17 protein-coding genes are annotated in these 18,517 nt (G+C 41.7%); 6 read left to right on the forward strand and 11 right to left on the reverse strand.

Going from position 1 to position 18,517, the window contains the following annotated elements; genetic code table 11:
* Positions 1-810, forward strand: a complete 810-nt coding sequence (locus TZ91_RS04435; protein ID WP_033687093.1) for a LicD family protein — start codon at positions 1-3, stop codon at positions 808-810.
* A gap of 69 nt (positions 811-879) precedes the next feature.
* Here the strand turns inward: TZ91_RS04435 and carB are convergent, their stop codons facing one another.
* The 6 genes from carB to TZ91_RS04465 form a co-directional block, all read right to left on the reverse strand.
* Positions 880-4,056: a carbamoyl-phosphate synthase large subunit gene (gene carB, locus TZ91_RS04440; protein ID WP_033687095.1), complete on the reverse strand. Its 3,177-nt coding sequence runs from the start codon at positions 4,054-4,056 to the stop codon at positions 880-882.
* Positions 4,057-4,367: 311 nt separating this feature from the next.
* Positions 4,368-5,447 (reverse strand): carbamoyl phosphate synthase small subunit, encoded by a 1,080-nt coding sequence (locus tag TZ91_RS04445; protein WP_033687096.1) that lies wholly within the window; start codon positions 5,445-5,447, stop codon positions 4,368-4,370.
* Positions 5,448-5,496: 49 nt separating this feature from the next.
* Positions 5,497-6,420, reverse strand: coding sequence for an aspartate carbamoyltransferase catalytic subunit (locus tag TZ91_RS04450; protein ID WP_033687097.1), 924 nt, complete (start codon positions 6,418-6,420; stop codon positions 5,497-5,499).
* A gap of 18 nt (positions 6,421-6,438) precedes the next feature.
* On the reverse strand, positions 6,439-6,960 hold the full coding sequence (pyrR, locus tag TZ91_RS04455) for a bifunctional pyr operon transcriptional regulator/uracil phosphoribosyltransferase PyrR (RefSeq protein ID WP_000644747.1): 522 nt from the start codon (positions 6,958-6,960) through the stop codon (positions 6,439-6,441).
* 232 nt (positions 6,961-7,192) lie between these two features.
* Positions 7,193-7,822: an endonuclease III gene (gene nth, locus TZ91_RS04460; RefSeq protein WP_033681985.1), complete on the reverse strand. Its 630-nt coding sequence runs from the start codon at positions 7,820-7,822 to the stop codon at positions 7,193-7,195.
* Positions 7,822-8,364 carry a YceD family protein gene (locus TZ91_RS04465; RefSeq protein WP_000773212.1) on the reverse strand — a complete coding sequence of 181 codons (543 nt, stop codon included), beginning with the start codon at positions 8,362-8,364 and terminating at the stop codon, positions 7,822-7,824. Before TZ91_RS04465 ends, nth begins: the two co-directional genes overlap by 1 nt.
* A gap of 168 nt (positions 8,365-8,532) precedes the next feature.
* Here TZ91_RS04465 and TZ91_RS04470 point away from each other — a divergent pair, with 168 nt between their 5' ends.
* A complete protein-coding gene (locus tag TZ91_RS04470; protein ID WP_033687098.1) occupies positions 8,533-8,862 on the forward strand; it encodes a hypothetical protein in 330 nt (109 codons plus the stop codon).
* Positions 8,863-9,225: 363 nt separating this feature from the next.
* The gene (locus tag TZ91_RS04475) at positions 9,226-10,752 is read left to right on the forward strand and encodes an ATP-binding cassette domain-containing protein (protein WP_033687099.1); all 1,527 of its coding nucleotides are present in this window, start codon (positions 9,226-9,228) and stop codon (positions 10,750-10,752) included.
* A 151-nt stretch (positions 10,753-10,903) separates the two neighbouring features.
* On the opposite strand, the gene htpX is transcribed toward TZ91_RS04475, so the two are convergent.
* Entirely contained in the window at positions 10,904-11,803 is a 900-nt protein-coding gene (gene htpX / locus TZ91_RS04480) for a zinc metalloprotease HtpX (RefSeq protein ID WP_033687100.1), read from the reverse strand.
* A 1-nt stretch (position 11,804) separates the two neighbouring features.
* The gene (locus tag TZ91_RS04485; protein WP_000219846.1) at positions 11,805-12,365 is read right to left on the reverse strand and encodes a LemA family protein; all 561 of its coding nucleotides are present in this window, start codon (positions 12,363-12,365) and stop codon (positions 11,805-11,807) included.
* 93 nt (positions 12,366-12,458) lie between these two features.
* On the opposite strand from TZ91_RS04485, the gene rsmG reads away from it, so the two are divergent.
* Complete coding sequence (gene rsmG, locus TZ91_RS04490) at positions 12,459-13,172, forward strand: 16S rRNA (guanine(527)-N(7))-methyltransferase RsmG (RefSeq protein ID WP_033687101.1); 714 nt, start codon at positions 12,459-12,461, stop codon at positions 13,170-13,172.
* A 203-nt stretch (positions 13,173-13,375) separates the two neighbouring features.
* Positions 13,376-14,659, forward strand: coding sequence for a uracil-xanthine permease family protein (locus tag TZ91_RS04495; RefSeq protein ID WP_004241778.1), 1,284 nt, complete (start codon positions 13,376-13,378; stop codon positions 14,657-14,659).
* A 95-nt stretch (positions 14,660-14,754) separates the two neighbouring features.
* On the opposite strand, the gene ffh is transcribed toward TZ91_RS04495, so the two are convergent.
* From ffh to TZ91_RS04510, 3 genes are all read right to left on the reverse strand, one after another.
* Positions 14,755-16,326 carry a signal recognition particle protein gene (gene ffh, locus TZ91_RS04500; RefSeq protein ID WP_033687102.1) on the reverse strand — a complete coding sequence of 524 codons (1,572 nt, stop codon included), beginning with the start codon at positions 16,324-16,326 and terminating at the stop codon, positions 14,755-14,757.
* Between the two features lie 11 nt (positions 16,327-16,337).
* Complete coding sequence (locus tag TZ91_RS04505; RefSeq protein ID WP_000402066.1) at positions 16,338-16,670, reverse strand: putative DNA-binding protein; 333 nt, start codon at positions 16,668-16,670, stop codon at positions 16,338-16,340.
* A gap of 90 nt (positions 16,671-16,760) precedes the next feature.
* On the reverse strand, positions 16,761-17,138 hold the full coding sequence (locus TZ91_RS04510) for a YwiB family protein (protein WP_004238036.1): 378 nt from the start codon (positions 17,136-17,138) through the stop codon (positions 16,761-16,763).
* Positions 17,139-17,209: 71 nt separating this feature from the next.
* On the opposite strand from TZ91_RS04510, the gene TZ91_RS04515 reads away from it, so the two are divergent.
* Positions 17,210-18,514, forward strand: coding sequence for an HD domain-containing protein (locus tag TZ91_RS04515; RefSeq protein ID WP_045597122.1), 1,305 nt, complete (start codon positions 17,210-17,212; stop codon positions 18,512-18,514).
* Positions 18,515-18,517: the final 3 nt, after the last annotated feature.

Genomic DNA, 18,517 nt, shown 5'->3' on the forward strand with positions numbered 1-18,517 from the left:
ATGCAGTATTTAGAAAAAGAAGAAATTAAAGAAATTCAACTAGCCCTGCTAGACTATATTGATGAGACTTGTAAGAAACATGATATTCCTTATTTTCTAAGTTATGGAACCATGCTTGGAGCTATCCGCCACAAAGGTATGATTCCCTGGGACGATGATATCGATATTTCCCTTTATCGTGAAGATTATGAGCGCTTATTGAAAATTATTGAGGAAGAAGACAATCCACGTTATAAGGTTCTATCCTACGACACTTCTTCTTGGTACTTCCATAATTTCGCATCGATTTTGGATACTTCTACTGTTATCGAAGATCATGTTAAGTACAAGCGTCATGACACCAGTCTCTTTATCGATGTCTTCCCAATTGATCGCTTTACAGACTTGAGCATTGTCGACAAGAGTTATAAGTATGTAGCCCTTCGTCAACTAGCTTATATTAAAAAATCACGCGCAGTTCACGGTGATAGCAAGTTAAAAGATTTTCTAAGATTATGTAGCTGGTACGCCCTCCGAGTGGTCAATCCCCGTTACTTTTACAAGAAAATTGATCAGCTGGTCAAAAATGCTACAACCAACACTCCTCAATATGAAGGAGGAATTGGGATTGGTAAGGAAGGTATGAAAGAAGTCTTCCCAGTTGATACCTTTAAAGAACTCATCTTAACTGAGTTTGAAGGCCGTATGTTGCCCGTCCCTAAAAAATATGATCAATTTTTAACCCAGATGTATGGGGATTATATGACACCACCATCAAAAGAAATGCAGGAGTGGTATAGCCACAGTATTAAAGCTTATCGCAAAAGCTGATTAAGCAGTAGTTTACAAGAAAAAATATAACAAAAAAGAGAAGATTGTTACACCTTCTCTTTTTTCTATTTAAATTGCTTCTGTGACAAAACTACGGCTTTCCAATACTTTAAGCATGGCATTAGCTGTATCTAGGGCTGTGAAAAGGGGCACACCGTGTTCAATGGCTGAACGACGAATTTGCTCACCATCTTCGTCAGCAGTTCGTTTGGTTCCCACTGTATTTATGATAGCTTGAATTCTTCCTTTACGAACAAAACTTGGGATATCTTTATTGTCATCACCAATCTTACCAACAGGTTGGGCTTGCAATCCATGACTGGCAAAGAAGGCTGCTGTCCCTTCTGTCGCGAGGATTCCATAGCCAATATTTTGGAAACGACGAGCCAAGTCCAAAGCTTCTTCTTTGGCATCATCAGCGATAGTAAATACAACGTTACCAAAAGTTGGCAAGTGTAAGTAAGAAGCTTCAAAAGCTTTATAGAGAGCTTTTTCCAAAGTAGTATCAGAACCCATAACTTCACCTGTTGACTTCATTTCAGGACCAAGTAAGCTGTCTACCTTAGCTAGTTTGGTAAAGGAGAAGACAGGTGCCTTGATATGAACGCGGGTGCTTTCAGGGTAAAGTCCATCTTCGTAACCAAGTTCTTCAAGTTTTTGACCAAGAATGAGCTTAGTAGCTACCTGAGCCATAGGAATATTAGTTACTTTTGAAAGGAAAGGTACCGTACGGCTGGCACGTGGATTGACCTCAATAACGTAGACTTTTTCATCCTTGATGACAAACTGAATGTTCATCATTCCAAGACAGTTAAGACCGATTGCTAGGCGTTTAGTATAGTCTGCGATTGTTTCTTGCACCTTTTGCGACAAGGTTTGTGGAGGGTATACGGCCATTGAGTCACCTGAGTGAACTCCTGCACGTTCGATATGCTCCATGATACCAGGGATAAGGACATTTTCTCCGTCTGAAATGGCATCAACTTCGCACTCTTGCCCAACGATATAAGAGTCGACAAGAACTGGGTGGTCTGGACTAGCCTTAACAGCAGTTCGCATGTAAGAACGAAGGTCTTCTTCGTTTTCAACGATTTCCATGGCACGTCCACCAAGTACATAAGATGGGCGGACAAGAACTGGGAAGCCAATCTTGCGAGCTGAAAGAACTGCTTCTTCTTCATTGGTAGCCGTTTGTCCTGGTGGCTGTGGAATATCCAAGTCTTTAAGAGCTTGCTCGAAGAGGTCACGGTCTTCAGCACGGTCTAGGTCAGCGACCTGTGTACCAAGGATGGTCACACCTGCTTTTGCCAATGGCTCTGCAAGGTTGATAGCTGTTTGACCACCAAACTGAACGATAACGCCTTTTGGTTGCTCCAAATCGATAACATTCATGACATCTTCAAAAGTTAATGGCTCAAAGTAGAGCTTATCAGATACCGAGAAGTCTGTTGAAACAGTCTCAGGGTTTGAGTTCATGATAATAGCTTCGTAACCAGCAGCCTGAATAGCCTTAACAGAGTGAACAGTTGCGTAGTCAAACTCAACACCTTGACCTATACGGATTGGACCAGAACCTAGAACAAGTACAGATTCTTTATCAGATCTGATAGATTCATTTTCCCAACCATAGGTTGAATAGAAGTATGGTGTTTCAGAGTCAAACTCTGCCGCACAAGTATCTACCATCTTGTAGACTGGGACAATCTTGTTTTCCAAACGAAGCTGACGAACTTGGTCAGCTGTAGTATTCCAGAGTTCAGCAATCTTACGGTCTGAAAATCCATTCAATTTTGCAGTTTTCAAAACTTCAAAATCTTGTGGATGGGCACCCAACTCCTGCTCAATTTCAAAGATATGTAGGAGTTTATCAAGATAGAAGATATCAATCTTAGTCAATTCAGCAATTTCTTCTGGTGTGTAACCACGGCGAATAGCTTCTGACACATAGAAGAGACGGTCATCTTGGGCTTTGACGACTTTTTCAATCAAGGCATCATCAGAAACCTCTGCAAGTTCAGGCATTTCATTGTGGTGCACCCCAATTTCAAGGGAGCGGCAAGCCTTAAGAAGAGATTCTTCAATGTTACGACCGATTGCCATGACTTCTCCAGTGGCCTTCATCTGAGTACCAAGACGGCGCTCACCCTTTTCAAACTTGTCAAATGGGAAACGAGGAATCTTGGCAACTACGTAGTCAAGGGCTGGTTCAAACATGGCATAGGTTGAACCCGTGACTGGGTTAATAACCTCATCCAAGGTCAAACCGACGGCAATCTTAGCAGCCAATTTGGCAATTGGGTAACCTGTCGCCTTAGAAGCAAGGGCTGAAGAACGAGACACACGAGGATTTACTTCGATAACATAGTATTTAAAACTGTGTGGATCAAGGGCCAGCTGAACATTACATCCACCTTCAATCTTGAGGGCACGAATGATGCTCAAGCTCGCGTCACGTAGCATTTGGTTTTCATAGTCTGACATGGTTTGCGCAGGGGCAAATACAATGGAATCCCCTGTGTGAATCCCAACTGGATCAAAGTTTTCCATGTTACAAACAACCAAAGCATTGTCAGCTGAGTCACGCATCACTTCGTATTCGATTTCCTTGAAACCTGCGATTGAACGTTCAATCAAACATTGGGTAACAGGTGACAATTTCAAACCATTTTCAGCGATTTCACGCAATTCTTCCTCGTTGGCACACATACCACCACCAGTACCACCAAGTGTAAAGGCTGGACGGACGATGACTGGATAGCCAATTGTTGCTGCAAAGGCAACTGCTTCTTCGACTGTGTTGACAATTTCAGATTCTGGAATGGGTTGGTTGAGTTCTTCCATCAATTGTTTAAAGAGGTCACGGTCCTCCGCTTGGTCGATGGCAGATAGTTTAGTACCGAGCAGCTCTACTCCAAGCTCATCCAGGATGCCATTTTTAGACAATTCCATGGCCATGTTGAGACCTGTCTGACCACCGAGTGTTGGAAGCAAGGCATCTGGACGTTCCTTACGAAGAATACGCGTTACAAACTCAAGTGTAATCGGTTCAATATAAACCTTATCAGCAATCTCCTTGTCCGTCATGATGGTGGCAGGATTTGAGTTAACCAAGACAACCTCATAACCTTCCTCTTTCAACGACAAGCAAGCCTGGGTCCCAGCGTAGTCAAACTCAGCAGCTTGACCAATAATAATCGGACCAGAACCAATCACCATAATTTTTTGAATATCAGTACGTTTAGGCATAGTTTATGATACAAAGCCCGTCAAGAACAAAGTGAAAATAGGAAACTCAGTGCAGACGCCTTCAGCGTCAAGACGATGTTTATCTTTTTCACACAGTTCTTAGGGCGTGTTCACTTCCGCGAACAATGTATCTTCTCCTTTCTATTCGTCGCCTCTCAGGGCGACATTAAATAAGATACAAAGGACGAATAGAAAGCGATTGAATTTTAGGAAACCAAGGAAGGATTGACAATCCAAATTGGTTTCTCTAAATTCCGAGCTTTCCGTCCGTGTTCAGTTACATAAATTCTCCGACGAGCTTTTACTCGTTCTTAGTTTGATTGTTTAAAAGCTTCCATCATCTCTATAAACTCATCAAATAGGTAGCTAGCGTCGTGTGGACCAGGGGCTGCATCTGGATGGTATTGGACAGAGAAAGCAGGTTGGTATCTGTGACGCACACCTTCAACTGACTTGTCATTGATTTCTTCATGGGTGATAATCAAATGCTCTGGCAAATCTTCACGACTAACTGCATAACCATGGTTCTGGCTGGTGAAGTCTACTCGTCCTGTTGCAATTTCACGTACCGCATGGTTAAATCCACGGTGACCAAATTTCATCTTGTAAGTCTTAGCACCATTTGCCATTGCAAAGAGTTGGTGCCCCATACAAATACCAAAGATTGGAATTTTTCCTTGCACACCACGAATCATGTCAAGTGCTTGTGGAACATCTTCTGGGTTACCTGGACCGTTTGACAACATAACTCCGTCAGGATTGAGATGGAGAATTTCTTCAGCCGTTGTCGAATAAGGAACAACCGTCACGTTACAGTTGCGTTTAGAAAGTTCACGTAGGATTGAGTGCTTGAGACCAAAGTCCACTAACACCACGCTCAAACCAACTCCTGGAGCTGGATAGGATGTTCTAGTAGAAACCTGCTTGATATTATCTGTCGGCAAGACTGTCGCTTGGAGCTGGTCCGTCACATGGTCCATGCTGTCCCCAACATGGGTCAAGGTTGCACGCATCGTACCATGCTTACGGATAATCTTGGTGAGTGCACGCGTATCAATCCCTGAAATACCTGGAATTTTTTTAGCTTTCAAAAATTCATCCAAGGTCATTTGGTTGCGCCAGTTGCTAGCTCGACGCGCTTCTTCAAAAACAACGACTCCCTTACAAGTTGGAATAATGGATTCGTAATCATCACGGTTGATTCCATAATTTCCTACCAAAGGATAAGTAAAGGTCAAGATTTGTCCATTATAAGACTGGTCTGTAATGGATTCTTGGTAGCCGGTCATGCCTGTGTTAAAGACGATTTCGCCTGTTACATCAATATCTGCTCCGAAGGCCTTGCCTTCAAAAACTGTGCCATCTTCTAATACTAGAAGTCTTTTTGTCATATTTTCACCTCTCGTGGACGCTCACTGGCGTCTTTTAACGTCTTGTGTTTTAGTTGGCGTTTCTACTCGCCAGTACGGATTCTAAGATTGCCATTCGAACAAAAACACCATTGGTCATTTGTTGGACAATCCGTGATTTTGGTGCTTCAACCAAGTGGTCTGCGATTTCTACATCACGATTGACTGGAGCTGGGTGCATAAGGATTGCTGTTTCTTTCAAACGGTCATAACGTTCTTGAGTCAAGCCATGTTGGGCATGGTAATCTTCTTTTGAAAAGACAGCTCCACTATCATGGCGTTCATGTTGCACACGGAGAAACATCATGACATCCACCTGATCAATGATTTCATCAATGGTTACAAACTGTCCATAGTCTGCAAACTCTTGACTTCTCCATTCCTCAGGTCCAGCGAAAAAGAGTTCAGCTCCCAAGCGTTTCAAAATCTGCATATTGGATTTGGCAACACGTGAGTGGTCCAAGTCACCTGCAATAGCAACCTTAAGACCCTCAAAGTGACCAAATTCCTCATAAATGGTCATCAAATCAAGCAAGCTCTGGCTAGGGTGTTGGCCCGAACCATCTCCACCATTGATTATGGAAGTCGTAATCGTTGGACTTGCAATTAACTCTCTGTAGTAGTCAACCTCTGGGTGGCGAATCACACAGACATCCACTCCTAAAGCAGACAAAGTCAAAATGGTATCATAAAGTGTCTCACCCTTATTGACTGAACTAGTCTTCACATCAAAGTCAAGTCGCTCCAATCCCAGTTTAATCTCTGCCACTTCAAAGGACTTATGCGTCCGTGTAGAATCCTCAAAGAAAAGATTGGAAACAATCGGATGGTCTTCATAAGGAAGCTGAGCTCCGTTTTTAAACTCAATTCCTCGCTTGATCAATTTCATCACTTGATCGACAGTGAGGTCTTCCATGGACACCACATGGTTCAATGCTTGTTGATTTTCTGACATGGCTACTCCTTTAGCTTTCTAAGCTTCTTCAGTAATCAGAACTCTGTCTTGGCCATCAAGTTCTGCCATCTCTACGATGATTTCTTCAGAACGACTAGTTGGGATATTTTTTCCAACATAATCTGGACGGATTGGCAATTCTCTATGTCCACGATCGACTAGAACTGCTAAACTCACACGCGCAGGACGACCATGACCGACAATATTATCAATAGCAGCACGGATAGTACGGCCTGTATAAAGCACATCGTCCACCAAGATAACTTCACGGTCTGTCACATCAACAGAAACTAAAGAAGTATCTTCTCCACTTTTAACATCATCACGGAAAGGTTTCGTATCCAATTCTACAACCGGAACTGAAAGATTTTCTAGTTGTTCCAAACGTTCTTGGATTCGGTGGGCAATAAAGACACCACGAGTTTTAATACCAGCCAAGACGATTTTATTCAAATCTTTGTTGCGTTCGATAATCTCATAAGTAATACGCGTAATCGCTCGTTTGACAGTCAATTCGTCTACAACTTCTTTTGCCTTCATGACAAACCTCCAAAAAGAAAAGTCTCCTTAAACAAGGAGACTTGAAATGTATAGCTAAGCTAGCCCTACTGCAAACAGTATAGACTTCACCCTTCTACTTTATCGCGCTCCTTGCCTGCCTCACGGGACAGGTTTAAAGGAATATTTAGTTATCAAATACTATAGCACAAAGCATGCTTAAAATCAAGCAAAAACTTTTGAAACCCCATCTTATAAATTGCTTATAAATTGCTTATAAATTGCTAAAGTCATATAACTGTGGATACTGGTCACACTCTGGATTTTTAGGATGGCAGATGGCTCTTCCAAAATAAATCATGGCCTGATGGGCTGCTAACCACTGCTCAGGCGGTAAGATATCCATGACCCGCTTTTCCACCTCAAGTGGTGTCGCTGATTTTTTGACAATATCGTGGTGTTTGCAAATACGCTCCACATGAGTATCCACTGCAAAAGCTGGAATCCCAAAGCCCACACTCATGACAACATTGGCTGTCTTACGACCAACACCTGCCAAACTCTCCAATTCCTCACGTGTCTGAGGGACTTGACCATCAAAATCGTCTAGTAACTGTTGGGCACATTTTTTTAGGAATTTAGCCTTATTTCGATACAATCCTAGGCGAGAAATGTGTGAGGCAATCTCACCCTCTGTCGCAACAGACATGGCTTGTGGCGTTGGAAAGGCAGCAAAGAGACCTGGTGTGGCCTTATTTACCGCTGCATCTGTTGTCTGAGCTGACAACATGACCGCAACCAAGAGTTCAAAATGATTGGTAAAATCAAGACTGGGCTTGGCATCTGGAAAGAGAGCAATGATTTCTTCTAGCACCTTTCGTGCTCGTTTTTTTGACAAGACCATTATTCGTCTCCATCAAATAGTCCTTGTAAGCCAGCAAAAGGACTGTTTTCTTCTTTCTTAACTGCTTGTTGAGCTTGGTATTCTTCCTCAGTCATGATTTGCCAATCATTTCCTGAAACAAATCCTTGACCAGCTTCTTCTTCAGCCGTCAAAACCTTGATAGGGATATTAAGCAGAATATTATCTGACACACTCTCAGCAAGGTCAAGTTCTCCATTTTCGATAGGTAAGACCAAATCATCGTCTAAAACTTCCTGATCTAGTTGGTTAGTTGCACCTTCCATGAAAACTTCCGTTACTGGATAAGATTCAACTAACTCAACTGGTTCCATACTGCGACTTGAAGCAAGAACAATGGTATAAGATAGTTGATAATCTAAGAAATACATACGGTCTTCATACTGTACTTTCCCAACAGCAAGGATATCTTTTACATCTAAAATTTCTTGATTGCGTGCACGCAGGTCTGCGGCTAGGTCTAAGGTTTGTTCAAAATGCAAGCCTTCAGACTGCTTACGAATTTCTTGAATATTTAATTTCATACTTCCTCCATAAAGATTTACTCTCTTGATTATACCATGAAAAGTCTACAAATCAGCATACCAAACTTTGTAATTAAAATTCGATTTTTTAACATATTTACTATGACATTTTTGTTTTTTAGTGCTATACTATAGGCAATAATACATCAGAGCAAGGAGGATGCTCACATGGAAGACAAAGAACTCATTACTAATGCAACCCAACTCCTATCCGAGTTAAATAAAAGTTTCCAAAGCTGCAAACAGGGTACTGCAGATGATACTCGACTACAAGAGCTGCTAAACACTACTATAAAAGAGCTCAAAAAAGCGGAAAAGTTGAACAACAGTATTTTAATCGACCTTGAGAAATTTTACCAACGTACCAGTCTTCTGATAGGCCTCGGGAGCCTAAAACTAAACGATCAAGCACGTAACGCTTGGCGCAACTATGACAAGTTCCATTACGAGCATGTCAAACACGTACTGACTCTTTATGGACCTGTTTTCGGATTTTAGAGATTAGAATTGTCGGTTTTCTGTTGACAAAATTTCCTAAAAGGTATAGGATAAAGGTACTAATACTCGGAGGTAAGGGAGACATGAACAACTAAGTCTATCAAATAAAGAACCTTTATTTAGTAGATCTTGTTTTTGTCTCTTTTTGTGTGCTCTTTTCATACTAGATTTTCTACTATCTTGTCCCCATTGAAAATCAAAAAACTAGAAAGCTATGCTCCTCTTGGGTTGGGTTAGGCAACTCCAAGCTAGTTTGACGAGTTTTTCAACGAGGATAATAGAGTTTTGACAGTGACTTTGGCTCTACTAGGTAAAGTAGAGCTTTTTGTTATGCACTATTGACATTCTAGAAAGGGCAATCATATGATAAAAATCAATCACCTGACCATCACTCAAAACAAAGATTTACGAGACCTTGTAGCAGACTTAAACATGACTATCCAAGACGGGGAAAAGGTAGCTATTATTGGCGAAGAAGGAAATGGCAAATCAACCTTGCTTAAAACTTTAATGGGGGAAGCTTTGCCTGATTTCACTATTAGGGGTGACATCCAATCTGACTATCAGTCACTGGCCTACATTCCTCAAAAAGTCCCAGAGGACCTAAAAAAGAAAACTTTACACGACTACTTCTTTTTAGATACTATTGATTTAGATTACAGTGTCCTCTATCGTTTGGCTGAGGAATTGCATTTTGATAGCAATCGTTTCGCTAGCAACCAAGAGATTGGCAGTCTATCAGGGGGCGAAGCTTTGAAAATTCAGCTCATCCATGAGTTAGCCAAACCCTTTGAGATTCTATTTTTAGATGAACCTTCAAATGACCTAGACCTTGAGACGGTTGATTGGCTAAAAAGTCAGATTCGAAAGATTCGGCAAACCGTTATTTTTATTTCCCATGATGAAGACTTTCTTTCTGAAACGGCTGATACTATTGTCCACTTGCGACTGGTCAAGCACCGTAAAGAAGCAGAAACACTAGTAGAGCATTTAGACTATGATAGCTATAGCGACCAGAGAAAGGCTAATTTTATCAAACAAAGTCAGCAGGCTGCTAACGACCAAAGAGCCTATAACAAAACCATGGAAAAGCATCGGCGCGTCAAGCAAAATGTAGAAACTGCCCTTCGAGCTACTAAAGATAGTACTGCCGGTCGCCTATTGGCTAAAAAGATGAAAAATGTTCTCTCTCAAGAAAAACGCTTTGAAAAGACAGCTCAGTCCATGATCCAAAAGCCACTTGAAGAGGAAGAAATCAAACTTTTCTTCTCAGACATCCAACCATTACCTGCTTCTAAAGTTTTAATCCAACTGGAAAAAGAAAATTTGTCCATTGGCGACCGAGTTTTGGTTCAAGAACTACGACTAACTGTCCGTGGCCAAGAAAAAATCGGTATTATCGGCCCAAATGGTATTGGAAAATCGACTCTGTTAGCCAAGTTTCAACAACTGCTTAGCGCCAAAATAGAAATTTCGCTTGGTTTTATGCCACAAGATTACCACAAAAAACTGCAATTGGATTTATCACCACTAGCCTATCTCCGCAAAACTGGGGAAAAAGAGGAACTACAGAAAATCCAATCTCACTTAGCCAGTCTCAATTTCAGTTATCCAGAAATGCAGCATCAAATTCGCTCCTTATCTGGCGGACAACAGGGTAAACTCCTACTTTTGGATTTAGTCTTGCGCAAACCAAACTTTCTCCTGCTAGATGAACCCACACGAAACTTTTCACCTACTTCTCAACCCGAAATTAGAAAACTCTTTGCAACCTATCCAGGCGGTATCATCACTGTTTCGCATGACCGTCGTTTCTTAAAAGAGGTCTGTTCGACTATCTATCGCTTGACAGAACACGGTTTGGATGTAGTTAATTTAGACAATTTATAAATTTGCAACATAGCAGATAGGTGGGGCAAAAACACAATTTTAGGAGAAGAGAAAGTAAATCTTCCCACAATAAAACGCATAATATCAAGTTTTTTTCACACCTGATATTATGCGTTTTTCAGATTTTAAAGGCTTTTTCCCAGCCTTCATTTTACATATGTTTTAAACGTTCAATACGTTCTGAGATAGGTGGGTGGGTATAAAAGAGTTTTTGGAACCCTCCACCTTTCTTAGGATCATTGATATAAAGCGCACTGCTGGCATCATCGACAGGACGACTCATCGGTTTACTATTATCCAACTTACGTAGAGCATTAATCATCCCTTGAGGATTGCGGGTCAACTCGACACTGGAAGCATCAGCTAGAAATTCCCTCTGACGAGAAATAGCTAGTTGCACCAAGGTTGCAGCGAGAGGTGCCAGCACAATTGCAAGTAGGGAGACCACTAGCATAATGATTTCAAGACCATTTCCATCTCGGTCATCGTCACTTCGTCTGCGACCTGCGCCACCCCACCACATCATACGACCTGCCATACTAGAAAGCATGGTGATAGCACTAGCAAGGGCAACAGCAATAGTCGAAATGCGGATATCGTAATTACGAATATGACTGACTTCATGTCCCATAACAGCTTCTAGTTCTTCACGATTCATGATAGCTAGGAGACCTGACGTCGCAGCAACCGCCGCATTTTGAGGGTTAGAACCTGTCGCAAAGGCATTTAAGGCTGGATCATCAATGATGAAAACACGAGGCATAGGAATCTGAGCCACCATAGCCATATCTTCCACTACATGGTAGAGGTCTGGTGCCGTTTGCTCATCCACCTCACGCGCCCCATTCATGGACATGACGATCTCTGTCGATTGAAAAATCATGGACAAGGCATAGATAAAGCCGATAATCAGTGCGATAACCAAACCACCAAGCCCAGATCGCATAAAGAGGTAACCAACTGCATAGCCAACAAGAGCTAAGAGTAGGAAAAATACCAGCAACAAAATCCACGTTTTTCGTTTATTGCTTGCAATTTGATCAAACAACATCTTAGTCACCTAAACCGCTAAAATCAACTTTAGGAACTGCCTTTTCCTCTTCTGGTGTTTGAAGGAAATCTGCTGCTTTAAATCCAAACATCCCAGCGATAATATTGCTTGGGAAAGTTTCTAATTTTACATTGTAGTTGCTGACAACACTGTTGTAGAGTTGACGAGAGTAAGAAATTTTATTTTCTGTGTTTGTCAACTCCTCTTGCAATTTAACAAAGTTTGCACTAGCTTTCAAATCTGGATAGCTTTCTGCAACTGCAAAAATACCTGAAACCTGACGAGTAAGGGCATCACTAGCTTTCATAGCTTCTGCTGGTGAAGTCGCTGCTGCCACTTGGTTACGTAGTTCTGCCACCTTTTCAAGGGTAGAACCTTCATATTTGGCATAACCTTTTACAGTCTCAATCAAGTTTGGCAAAAGGTCATTTCGACGTTTCAACTGAACATCAATTTGGCTCCAAGCCTCCTTTGTTTGCATACGATTCTTAACCAAACCGTTATAGCTAACAATCACAAAAATAACAACAAGAGCCAAAACTCCAAGAATAATCCAAGTCATGATATAATTCCTTTCTGCTTTTAGATTAGTACCAGTATATCAAATTTTTAATGATTGTGGTAAAATAAGATGATACTAAAGAAGGAAATAACTATGAAACCAGAAACATTTTACAACCTGCTTGCCGATCAGAATCTTCCACTTTCGGACCAGCAAAAAAAACAATTTGAACGTTATTTTGAACTCTTGATCGAGTGGAATGAAAAAATTAATTTAACAGCTATTATAGACAAGGAGGAAGTTTATCTCAAACATTTTTACGATTCGATTGCACCCATTCTTCAAGATTTGATTCCCAGCTCCAATATCAAACTTCTTGATATTGGAGCTGGGGCAGGATTTCCTAGTCTACCAATGAAAATCCTCTATCCTCAGTTAAATGTAACTATCATTGATTCTCTCAACAAGCGCATCAACTTCCTCAAACTTTTGGCTCAGGAACTGGATTTAGACGATGTTCATTTCTACCATGGACGTGCCGAAGATTTTGCCCAAGACAAAAACTTCCGTGCTCAATATGATTTTGTAACAGCTCGTGCGGTTGCCCGTATGCAAGTCCTATCTGAATTAACTATTCCCTACCTTAAAGTTGGCGGAAAACTATTGGCACTCAAGGCTAGCAATGCTCCTGAGGAATTATTAGAAGCTAAGAATGCCCTCAACCTCCTTTTTAGTAAAGTAGAAGACAATCTCAGCTACGCCCTACCAAATGGAGATCCACGTTACATCACAGTGGTAGAAAAGAAAAAAGAAACACCAAATAAATATCCAAGAAAGGCTGGCATGCCCAACAAACGCCCGCTTTAAATTTTTTAGTAAAAAATGTTTACAAAGTTCGGAATTTCTGCTATACTATCACAAGCAAAGGTTTTTAATGTCATCCCGTGAGGTGACGAAGACGCAGAAATACTTGAAACTCTTTAAAGTCTAGATTTTAGAGAAGTCTTACTCTGAGGGCCTATTGCTGTAAAATAATGGGCTCTTTTTTGATGCCCAAAAGTGAGGTTTATATGAAACAAGAATCAACTGTTGATTTGTTACTAGACGTTGACCAACGTCCTTCGGCTGGAAAAGGAATTCTCCTTAGTTTCCAACACGTTTTCGCCATGTTCGGTGCGACCATCTTGGTACCCTTGATTTTGGGAATGCCTGTATCTGTTGCCCTTTTTGCTTCAGGTGTCGGGACACTCATCTATATGATTTCAACTGGATTTAAAGTTCCAGTTTATCTAGGTTCTTCTTTTGCCTTTATCACAGCAATGTCACTGGCTATGAAAGAAATGGGTGGTGATGTATCTGCTGCTCAAACAGGAGTTATCTTGACTGGTTTGGTCTATGTCCTTGTGGCTGCAGGTGTTCGTTTTGCAGGTACAAAATGGATTGATAAACTCTTGCCACCAATCATCATCGGACCTATGATTATCGTTATCGGTCTGGGACTTGCAGGTTCAGCTGTTACCAATGCTGGTCTTGTAGCTGACGGGAATTGGAAAAATGCTCTTGTAGCAGTTGTTACTTTCTTGATTGCTGCCTTTATCAATACAAAAGGAAAAGGCTTCCTACGAATCATTCCATTCCTCTTTGCCATTATCGGTGGTTACCTCTTCGCACTAACACTTGGCTTGGTTGACTTTACACCAGTTCTTAAAGCCAACTGGTTCGAGATTCCTGGTTTCTACTTGCCATTTAATACAGGCGGTGCCTTTAAAGAATACAATCTTTACTTCGGTCCAGAAACCATCGCTATCTTGCCAATCGCTATCGTAACAATTTCTGAACATATCGGAGACCATACTGTTTTGGGTCAAATCTGTGGCCGTCAATTCTTGAAAGAACCAGGTCTTCACCGTACTCTTCTTGGTGACGGTATCGCAACTTCAGTTTCTGCCTTCCTTGGTGGACCAGCCAATACAACTTATGGAGAAAATACAGGGGTTATCGGTATGACTCGTATCGCTTCTGTCTCAGTTATCCGTAACGCTGCCTTCATCGCGATTGCCCTTAGCTTCCTTGGTAAATTCACTGCCTTGATTTCAACCATTCCAAATGCTGTACTTGGTGGTATGTCAATCCTTCTCTACGGAGTTATCGCAAGTAATGGTTTGAAAGTCTTGATCAAAGAACGTGTAGACTTCAGTCAAATGCGTAACCTAATCATCGCAAGTGCTATGTTGGTACTTGGACTTGGAGGAGCTATCCTTAAACTTGGTCCAGTTACCCTTTCAGGTACTGCCCTATCAGCCATGACAGGAATCATCTTGAACTTGATCTTACCATACGAAAATAAAGATTAAGAGTCTAAACACATCAAAAAACGAGCATTTCCAATTACGGAAGTGCTCATTTTTCTTCTTTCTAAAAAAGGAAAGCCCTGTGGCCTTCCCTTGTCTTACTTGCGTTTTTTCTTCGCTTTCTTCATTTTGTTAGCCATGCGTTTCATGGACTGTTTCATAGCAAATTCACCGATTTTACCTTTGAGTCCGCCACCAAACAGCTGGCTCATATCTGGCATTCCTGCTCCTCCGAGAGCTGACAGGTCAGGCATACCGCCTTGTCCCATCATTCCTTCAAGGGCAGACATATCCATTCCTCCCATATTTGGCATATTTTTAGGAAGGTTGTTTGGATTGATTCCCATTTGCTTCATCATTTTGTTCATATCTCCAGACATGACACCTTGCATGAGCTGTTTAGCCTGGTTAAAGTCCTTGATAAATTTATTGACTTCGACAAAGGTATTTCCAGAACCAGCTGCGATACGACGGCGACGGCTCGGATTTAACAAATCTGGATTTTCACGTTCTTCAGGTGTCATTGAAGACACAATGGCACGTTTGCGAGCAATCTGGCGTTCATCCACCTTCATGTTTTGAAGTGCTGGATTATTGGCCATACCTGGAATCATCTTGAGCAAGTCTTCCATCGGCCCCATGTTTTGCACCTGATCCAACTGATCAATGAAATCATTGAAATCAAAGGTGTTTTCACGCATCTTCTCAGCCATTTCAAGGGCTTTTTGCTCATCGTATTCCTGAGAAGCTTTCTCAATCAGAGTGAGCATATCCCCCATGCCAAGGATACGGCTTGACATACGGTCTGGGTGGAAGGTCTCAATGTCCGTAATCTTTTCACCTGTACCAGTGAACTTGATTGGTTTTCCGGTAATGTGACGAACAGATAGAGCCGCACCACCACGAGTATCGCCATCAATCTTGGTAAGGATGACCCCAGTCACTTCCAACTGAGCATTAAACTCACGCGCAACATTGGCCGCTTCTTGACCAATCATGGCATCAACCACGAGGAGAATTTCGTTTGGTTGAGCTAGTGCTTTCACGTCACGAAGTTCATTCATCAAAAGCTCATCAATCTGCAAACGACCCGCAGTATCAATCAAGACATAGTCGTTATGATTAGTTTGGGCTTGCTCCAAACCTTGACGTACAATTTCAACAGCTGGTACTTCTGTTCCAAGTGCAAAGACAGGCACATCAATCTGTTGCCCCAAGGTCTTAAGCTGGTCAATGGCAGCAGGACGATAAATATCCGCCGCAATCATCAAAGGACGAGCATTTTCTTCTTTCTTGAGTTTGTTAGCCAATTTACCAGCAAAGGTTGTTTTACCAGCCCCTTGCAAACCGACCATCATGATGATTGTAGGAATCTTAGGTGACTTGATAATCTCTGCCGTATCAGAACCCAAAACAGCCGTCAATTCCTCATCAACGATTTTAATAATTTGTTGCGCAGGATTAAGTGTATCAATGACCTCATGCCCTACTGCACGCTCACGAACTTTCTTGATAAAGTCCTTTACAACAGGCAAGGCAACGTCGGCCTCAAGCAAGGCCAAGCGAATTTCTTTGGTTGCCTCTTGGACATCAGATTCAGAGATTTTTCCTTTTTTACGTAAATTTTTAAAGACGTTCTGCAAACGTTCTGTTAAACTTTCAAATGCCATTTTTCTTCCTCTTATTCTCTATTATCAATGCTTGTTAAAATTTCTATCTGCTCCTGCAGAAAGTCATCCTTGGGATAGCGCTCCAAAATCTGGTCAAAAATTTGACTGCGGACAATGTAGTCCGAGTACATGTGCAATTTCATCTCATAATCTTCCAGAATCTTTTCCGTCCGCTTGATATTATCATAGACAGCCTGACGACTGACACCGAACTCCTCGGCAATTTCAGCAAGGCTGTAATCATCAGCGTAGTATAGCTCGATATAATTCATTTGCTTATCTGTCAAAAGCGCCGCATAAAATTCAAAGAGCGCATTCATACGATTGGTTTTTTCAATTTCCATAACTTTTATTATACCAAAAATTAGCCTAATCTACCACACTAGGAAGCCAATCCAAGAAGATAGCTAGCTAAATTTGAAAAAGACATGAGCCTAGCCCCAAGTAATTTCCAATTGATAGCTGGCAAAGGGATGTCCTTCTTGATTTTGTAGTTGATAATCTAGTTCAATCTTTTGCCCATCAACTTGATAATGGCTCGTTTGGATGATAAACTCCTGCATACCCATAGGTGTGGGAATATAGGCTAAACTATCACTATCCTTTAAAAAGCGCATAATGGTCTTGGGATTGGAAAAACGGCTCATCACCAGTTCTTGACCATGAAATTTAATAACTACTTTTTCCTTTTCCTCATTATAAAAAAGCAGGTAGCTATAATCTCCCTTTTCATGCACTTCTACATCATAAAGCTGGTCAATCACTTCCAACTGCTCATCAAACTGAATCGTATTTCGCATCCGAATCTTCACATCAAGTCCTCTTTCTTGTCTCTTGTCCTACTATTTTACCAAAAACTCTAGCTTTTTGCTATAATGGTCATATGAACGAAAAAGTATTCCGTGACCCAGTTCACAACTACATCCATGTCAATAATCAAATCATCTATGACTTGATTAATACAAAAGAATTTCAACGTTTGCGCCGTATCAAGCAACTGGGAACTTCCAGTTATACCTTCCACGGTGGAGAACACAGTCGCTTCTCCCATTGTCTAGGAGTCTATGAAATTGCACGACGTATCACGGAGATTTTTGAAGAAAAATATCCTGAAGAATGGGATCCTGCTGAGTCTCTCTTGACCATGACCGCTGCTCTCCTACATGACCTTGGGCATGGTGCTTACTCCCATACTTTTGAACATCTCTTTGATACAGATCATGAGGCCATTACTCAGGAAATCATCCAAAGTCCTGAGACAGAGATTCACCAAGTTCTGCTACAAGTGGCGCCAGATTTTCCAGAAAAGGTAGCCAGTGTCATCGACCATACCTATCCTAACAAGCAGGTCGTGCAACTCATTTCTAGCCAGATTGATGCGGACCGCATGGACTATCTCTTGCGCGACTCCTATTTTACTGGAGCATCCTATGGGGAATTTGACCTGACTCGCATCCTCCGAGTCATTCGCCCTGTCGCAAATGGTATCGCCTTTCAGCGCAATGGCATGCATGCTATCGAAGACTACGTCCTCAGTCGCTACCAGATGTACATGCAGGTTTATTTCCACCCAGCAACACGCGCCATGGAAGTTCTCCTACAGAATCTCCTCAAACGCGCCAAGGAACTCTATCCTGAGGACAAAGACTTCTTTGCACGAACTTCCCCACACCTCCTGCCATTCTTTGAAAAAAATGTGACCTTGTCTGACTATCTTGCTCTGGATGATGGTGTGATGAATACCTACTTCCAGCTCTGGATGACCAGTCCTGACAAGATTTTAGCAGACTTATCACAGCGCTTTGTCAACCGCAAGGTCTTTAAATCCATTACTTTTTCACAAGAAGACCAAGACCAACTCGCCAGCATGAGAAAATTGGTTGAGGACATTGGCTTTGATCCCGACTACTACACTGCCATTCATAAGAATTTTGACCTCCCTTATGATATCTATCGTCCCGAATCTGAAAATCCAAGGACACAGATTGAGATTTTACAAAAAAATGGAGAACTGGCCGAACTCTCTAGCCTGTCTCCTATCGTCCAATCTCTTGCTGGCAGTCGCCACGGAGATAATCGTTTCTATTTCCCAAAAGAAATGTTGGATCAAAACAGCATCTTCGCAAGCATCACCCAGCAATTTTTACACTTGATTGAGAACGATCATTTTACCCCAAATAAAAACTAGAAG

It is taken from the genome of Streptococcus mitis (genome assembly GCF_000960025.1).
In the GTDB taxonomy this organism is placed as follows: domain Bacteria; phylum Bacillota; class Bacilli; order Lactobacillales; family Streptococcaceae; genus Streptococcus; species Streptococcus mitis_DH.

What these genes read in the sequence shown, in the direction of transcription:
- TZ91_RS04445 (WP_033687096.1), bottom strand. Translation starts at nt 5,447, where the DNA reads ATGACAAAAAGACTTCTAGTATTAGAAGATGGCACAGTTTTTGAAGGC.
- TZ91_RS04515 (WP_045597122.1), top strand. Translation starts at nt 17,210, where the DNA reads ATGAACGAAAAAGTATTCCGTGACCCAGTTCACAACTACATCCATGTC.
- htpX (WP_033687100.1), bottom strand. Translation starts at nt 11,803, where the DNA reads ATGTTGTTTGATCAAATTGCAAGCAATAAACGAAAAACGTGGATTTTG.
- pyrR (WP_000644747.1), bottom strand. Translation starts at nt 6,960, where the DNA reads ATGAAGGCAAAAGAAGTTGTAGACGAATTGACTGTCAAACGAGCGATT.
- carB (WP_033687095.1), bottom strand. Translation starts at nt 4,056, where the DNA reads ATGCCTAAACGTACTGATATTCAAAAAATTATGGTGATTGGTTCTGGT.
- TZ91_RS04485 (WP_000219846.1), bottom strand. Translation starts at nt 12,365, where the DNA reads ATGACTTGGATTATTCTTGGAGTTTTGGCTCTTGTTGTTATTTTTGTG.
- TZ91_RS04450 (WP_033687097.1), bottom strand. Translation starts at nt 6,420, where the DNA reads ATGTCAGAAAATCAACAAGCATTGAACCATGTGGTGTCCATGGAAGAC.
- rsmG (WP_033687101.1), top strand. Translation starts at nt 12,459, where the DNA reads ATGAAACCAGAAACATTTTACAACCTGCTTGCCGATCAGAATCTTCCA.
- TZ91_RS04435 (WP_033687093.1), top strand. Translation starts at nt 1, where the DNA reads ATGCAGTATTTAGAAAAAGAAGAAATTAAAGAAATTCAACTAGCCCTG.
- TZ91_RS04505 (WP_000402066.1), bottom strand. Translation starts at nt 16,670, where the DNA reads ATGGAAATTGAAAAAACCAATCGTATGAATGCGCTCTTTGAATTTTAT.
- nth (WP_033681985.1), bottom strand. Translation starts at nt 7,822, where the DNA reads ATGGTCTTGTCAAAAAAACGAGCACGAAAGGTGCTAGAAGAAATCATT.
- TZ91_RS04475 (WP_033687099.1), top strand. Translation starts at nt 9,226, where the DNA reads ATGATAAAAATCAATCACCTGACCATCACTCAAAACAAAGATTTACGA.
- TZ91_RS04465 (WP_000773212.1), bottom strand. Translation starts at nt 8,364, where the DNA reads ATGAAATTAAATATTCAAGAAATTCGTAAGCAGTCTGAAGGCTTGCAT.
- TZ91_RS04495 (WP_004241778.1), top strand. Translation starts at nt 13,376, where the DNA reads ATGAAACAAGAATCAACTGTTGATTTGTTACTAGACGTTGACCAACGT.
- ffh (WP_033687102.1), bottom strand. Translation starts at nt 16,326, where the DNA reads ATGGCATTTGAAAGTTTAACAGAACGTTTGCAGAACGTCTTTAAAAAT.
- TZ91_RS04470 (WP_033687098.1), top strand. Translation starts at nt 8,533, where the DNA reads ATGGAAGACAAAGAACTCATTACTAATGCAACCCAACTCCTATCCGAG.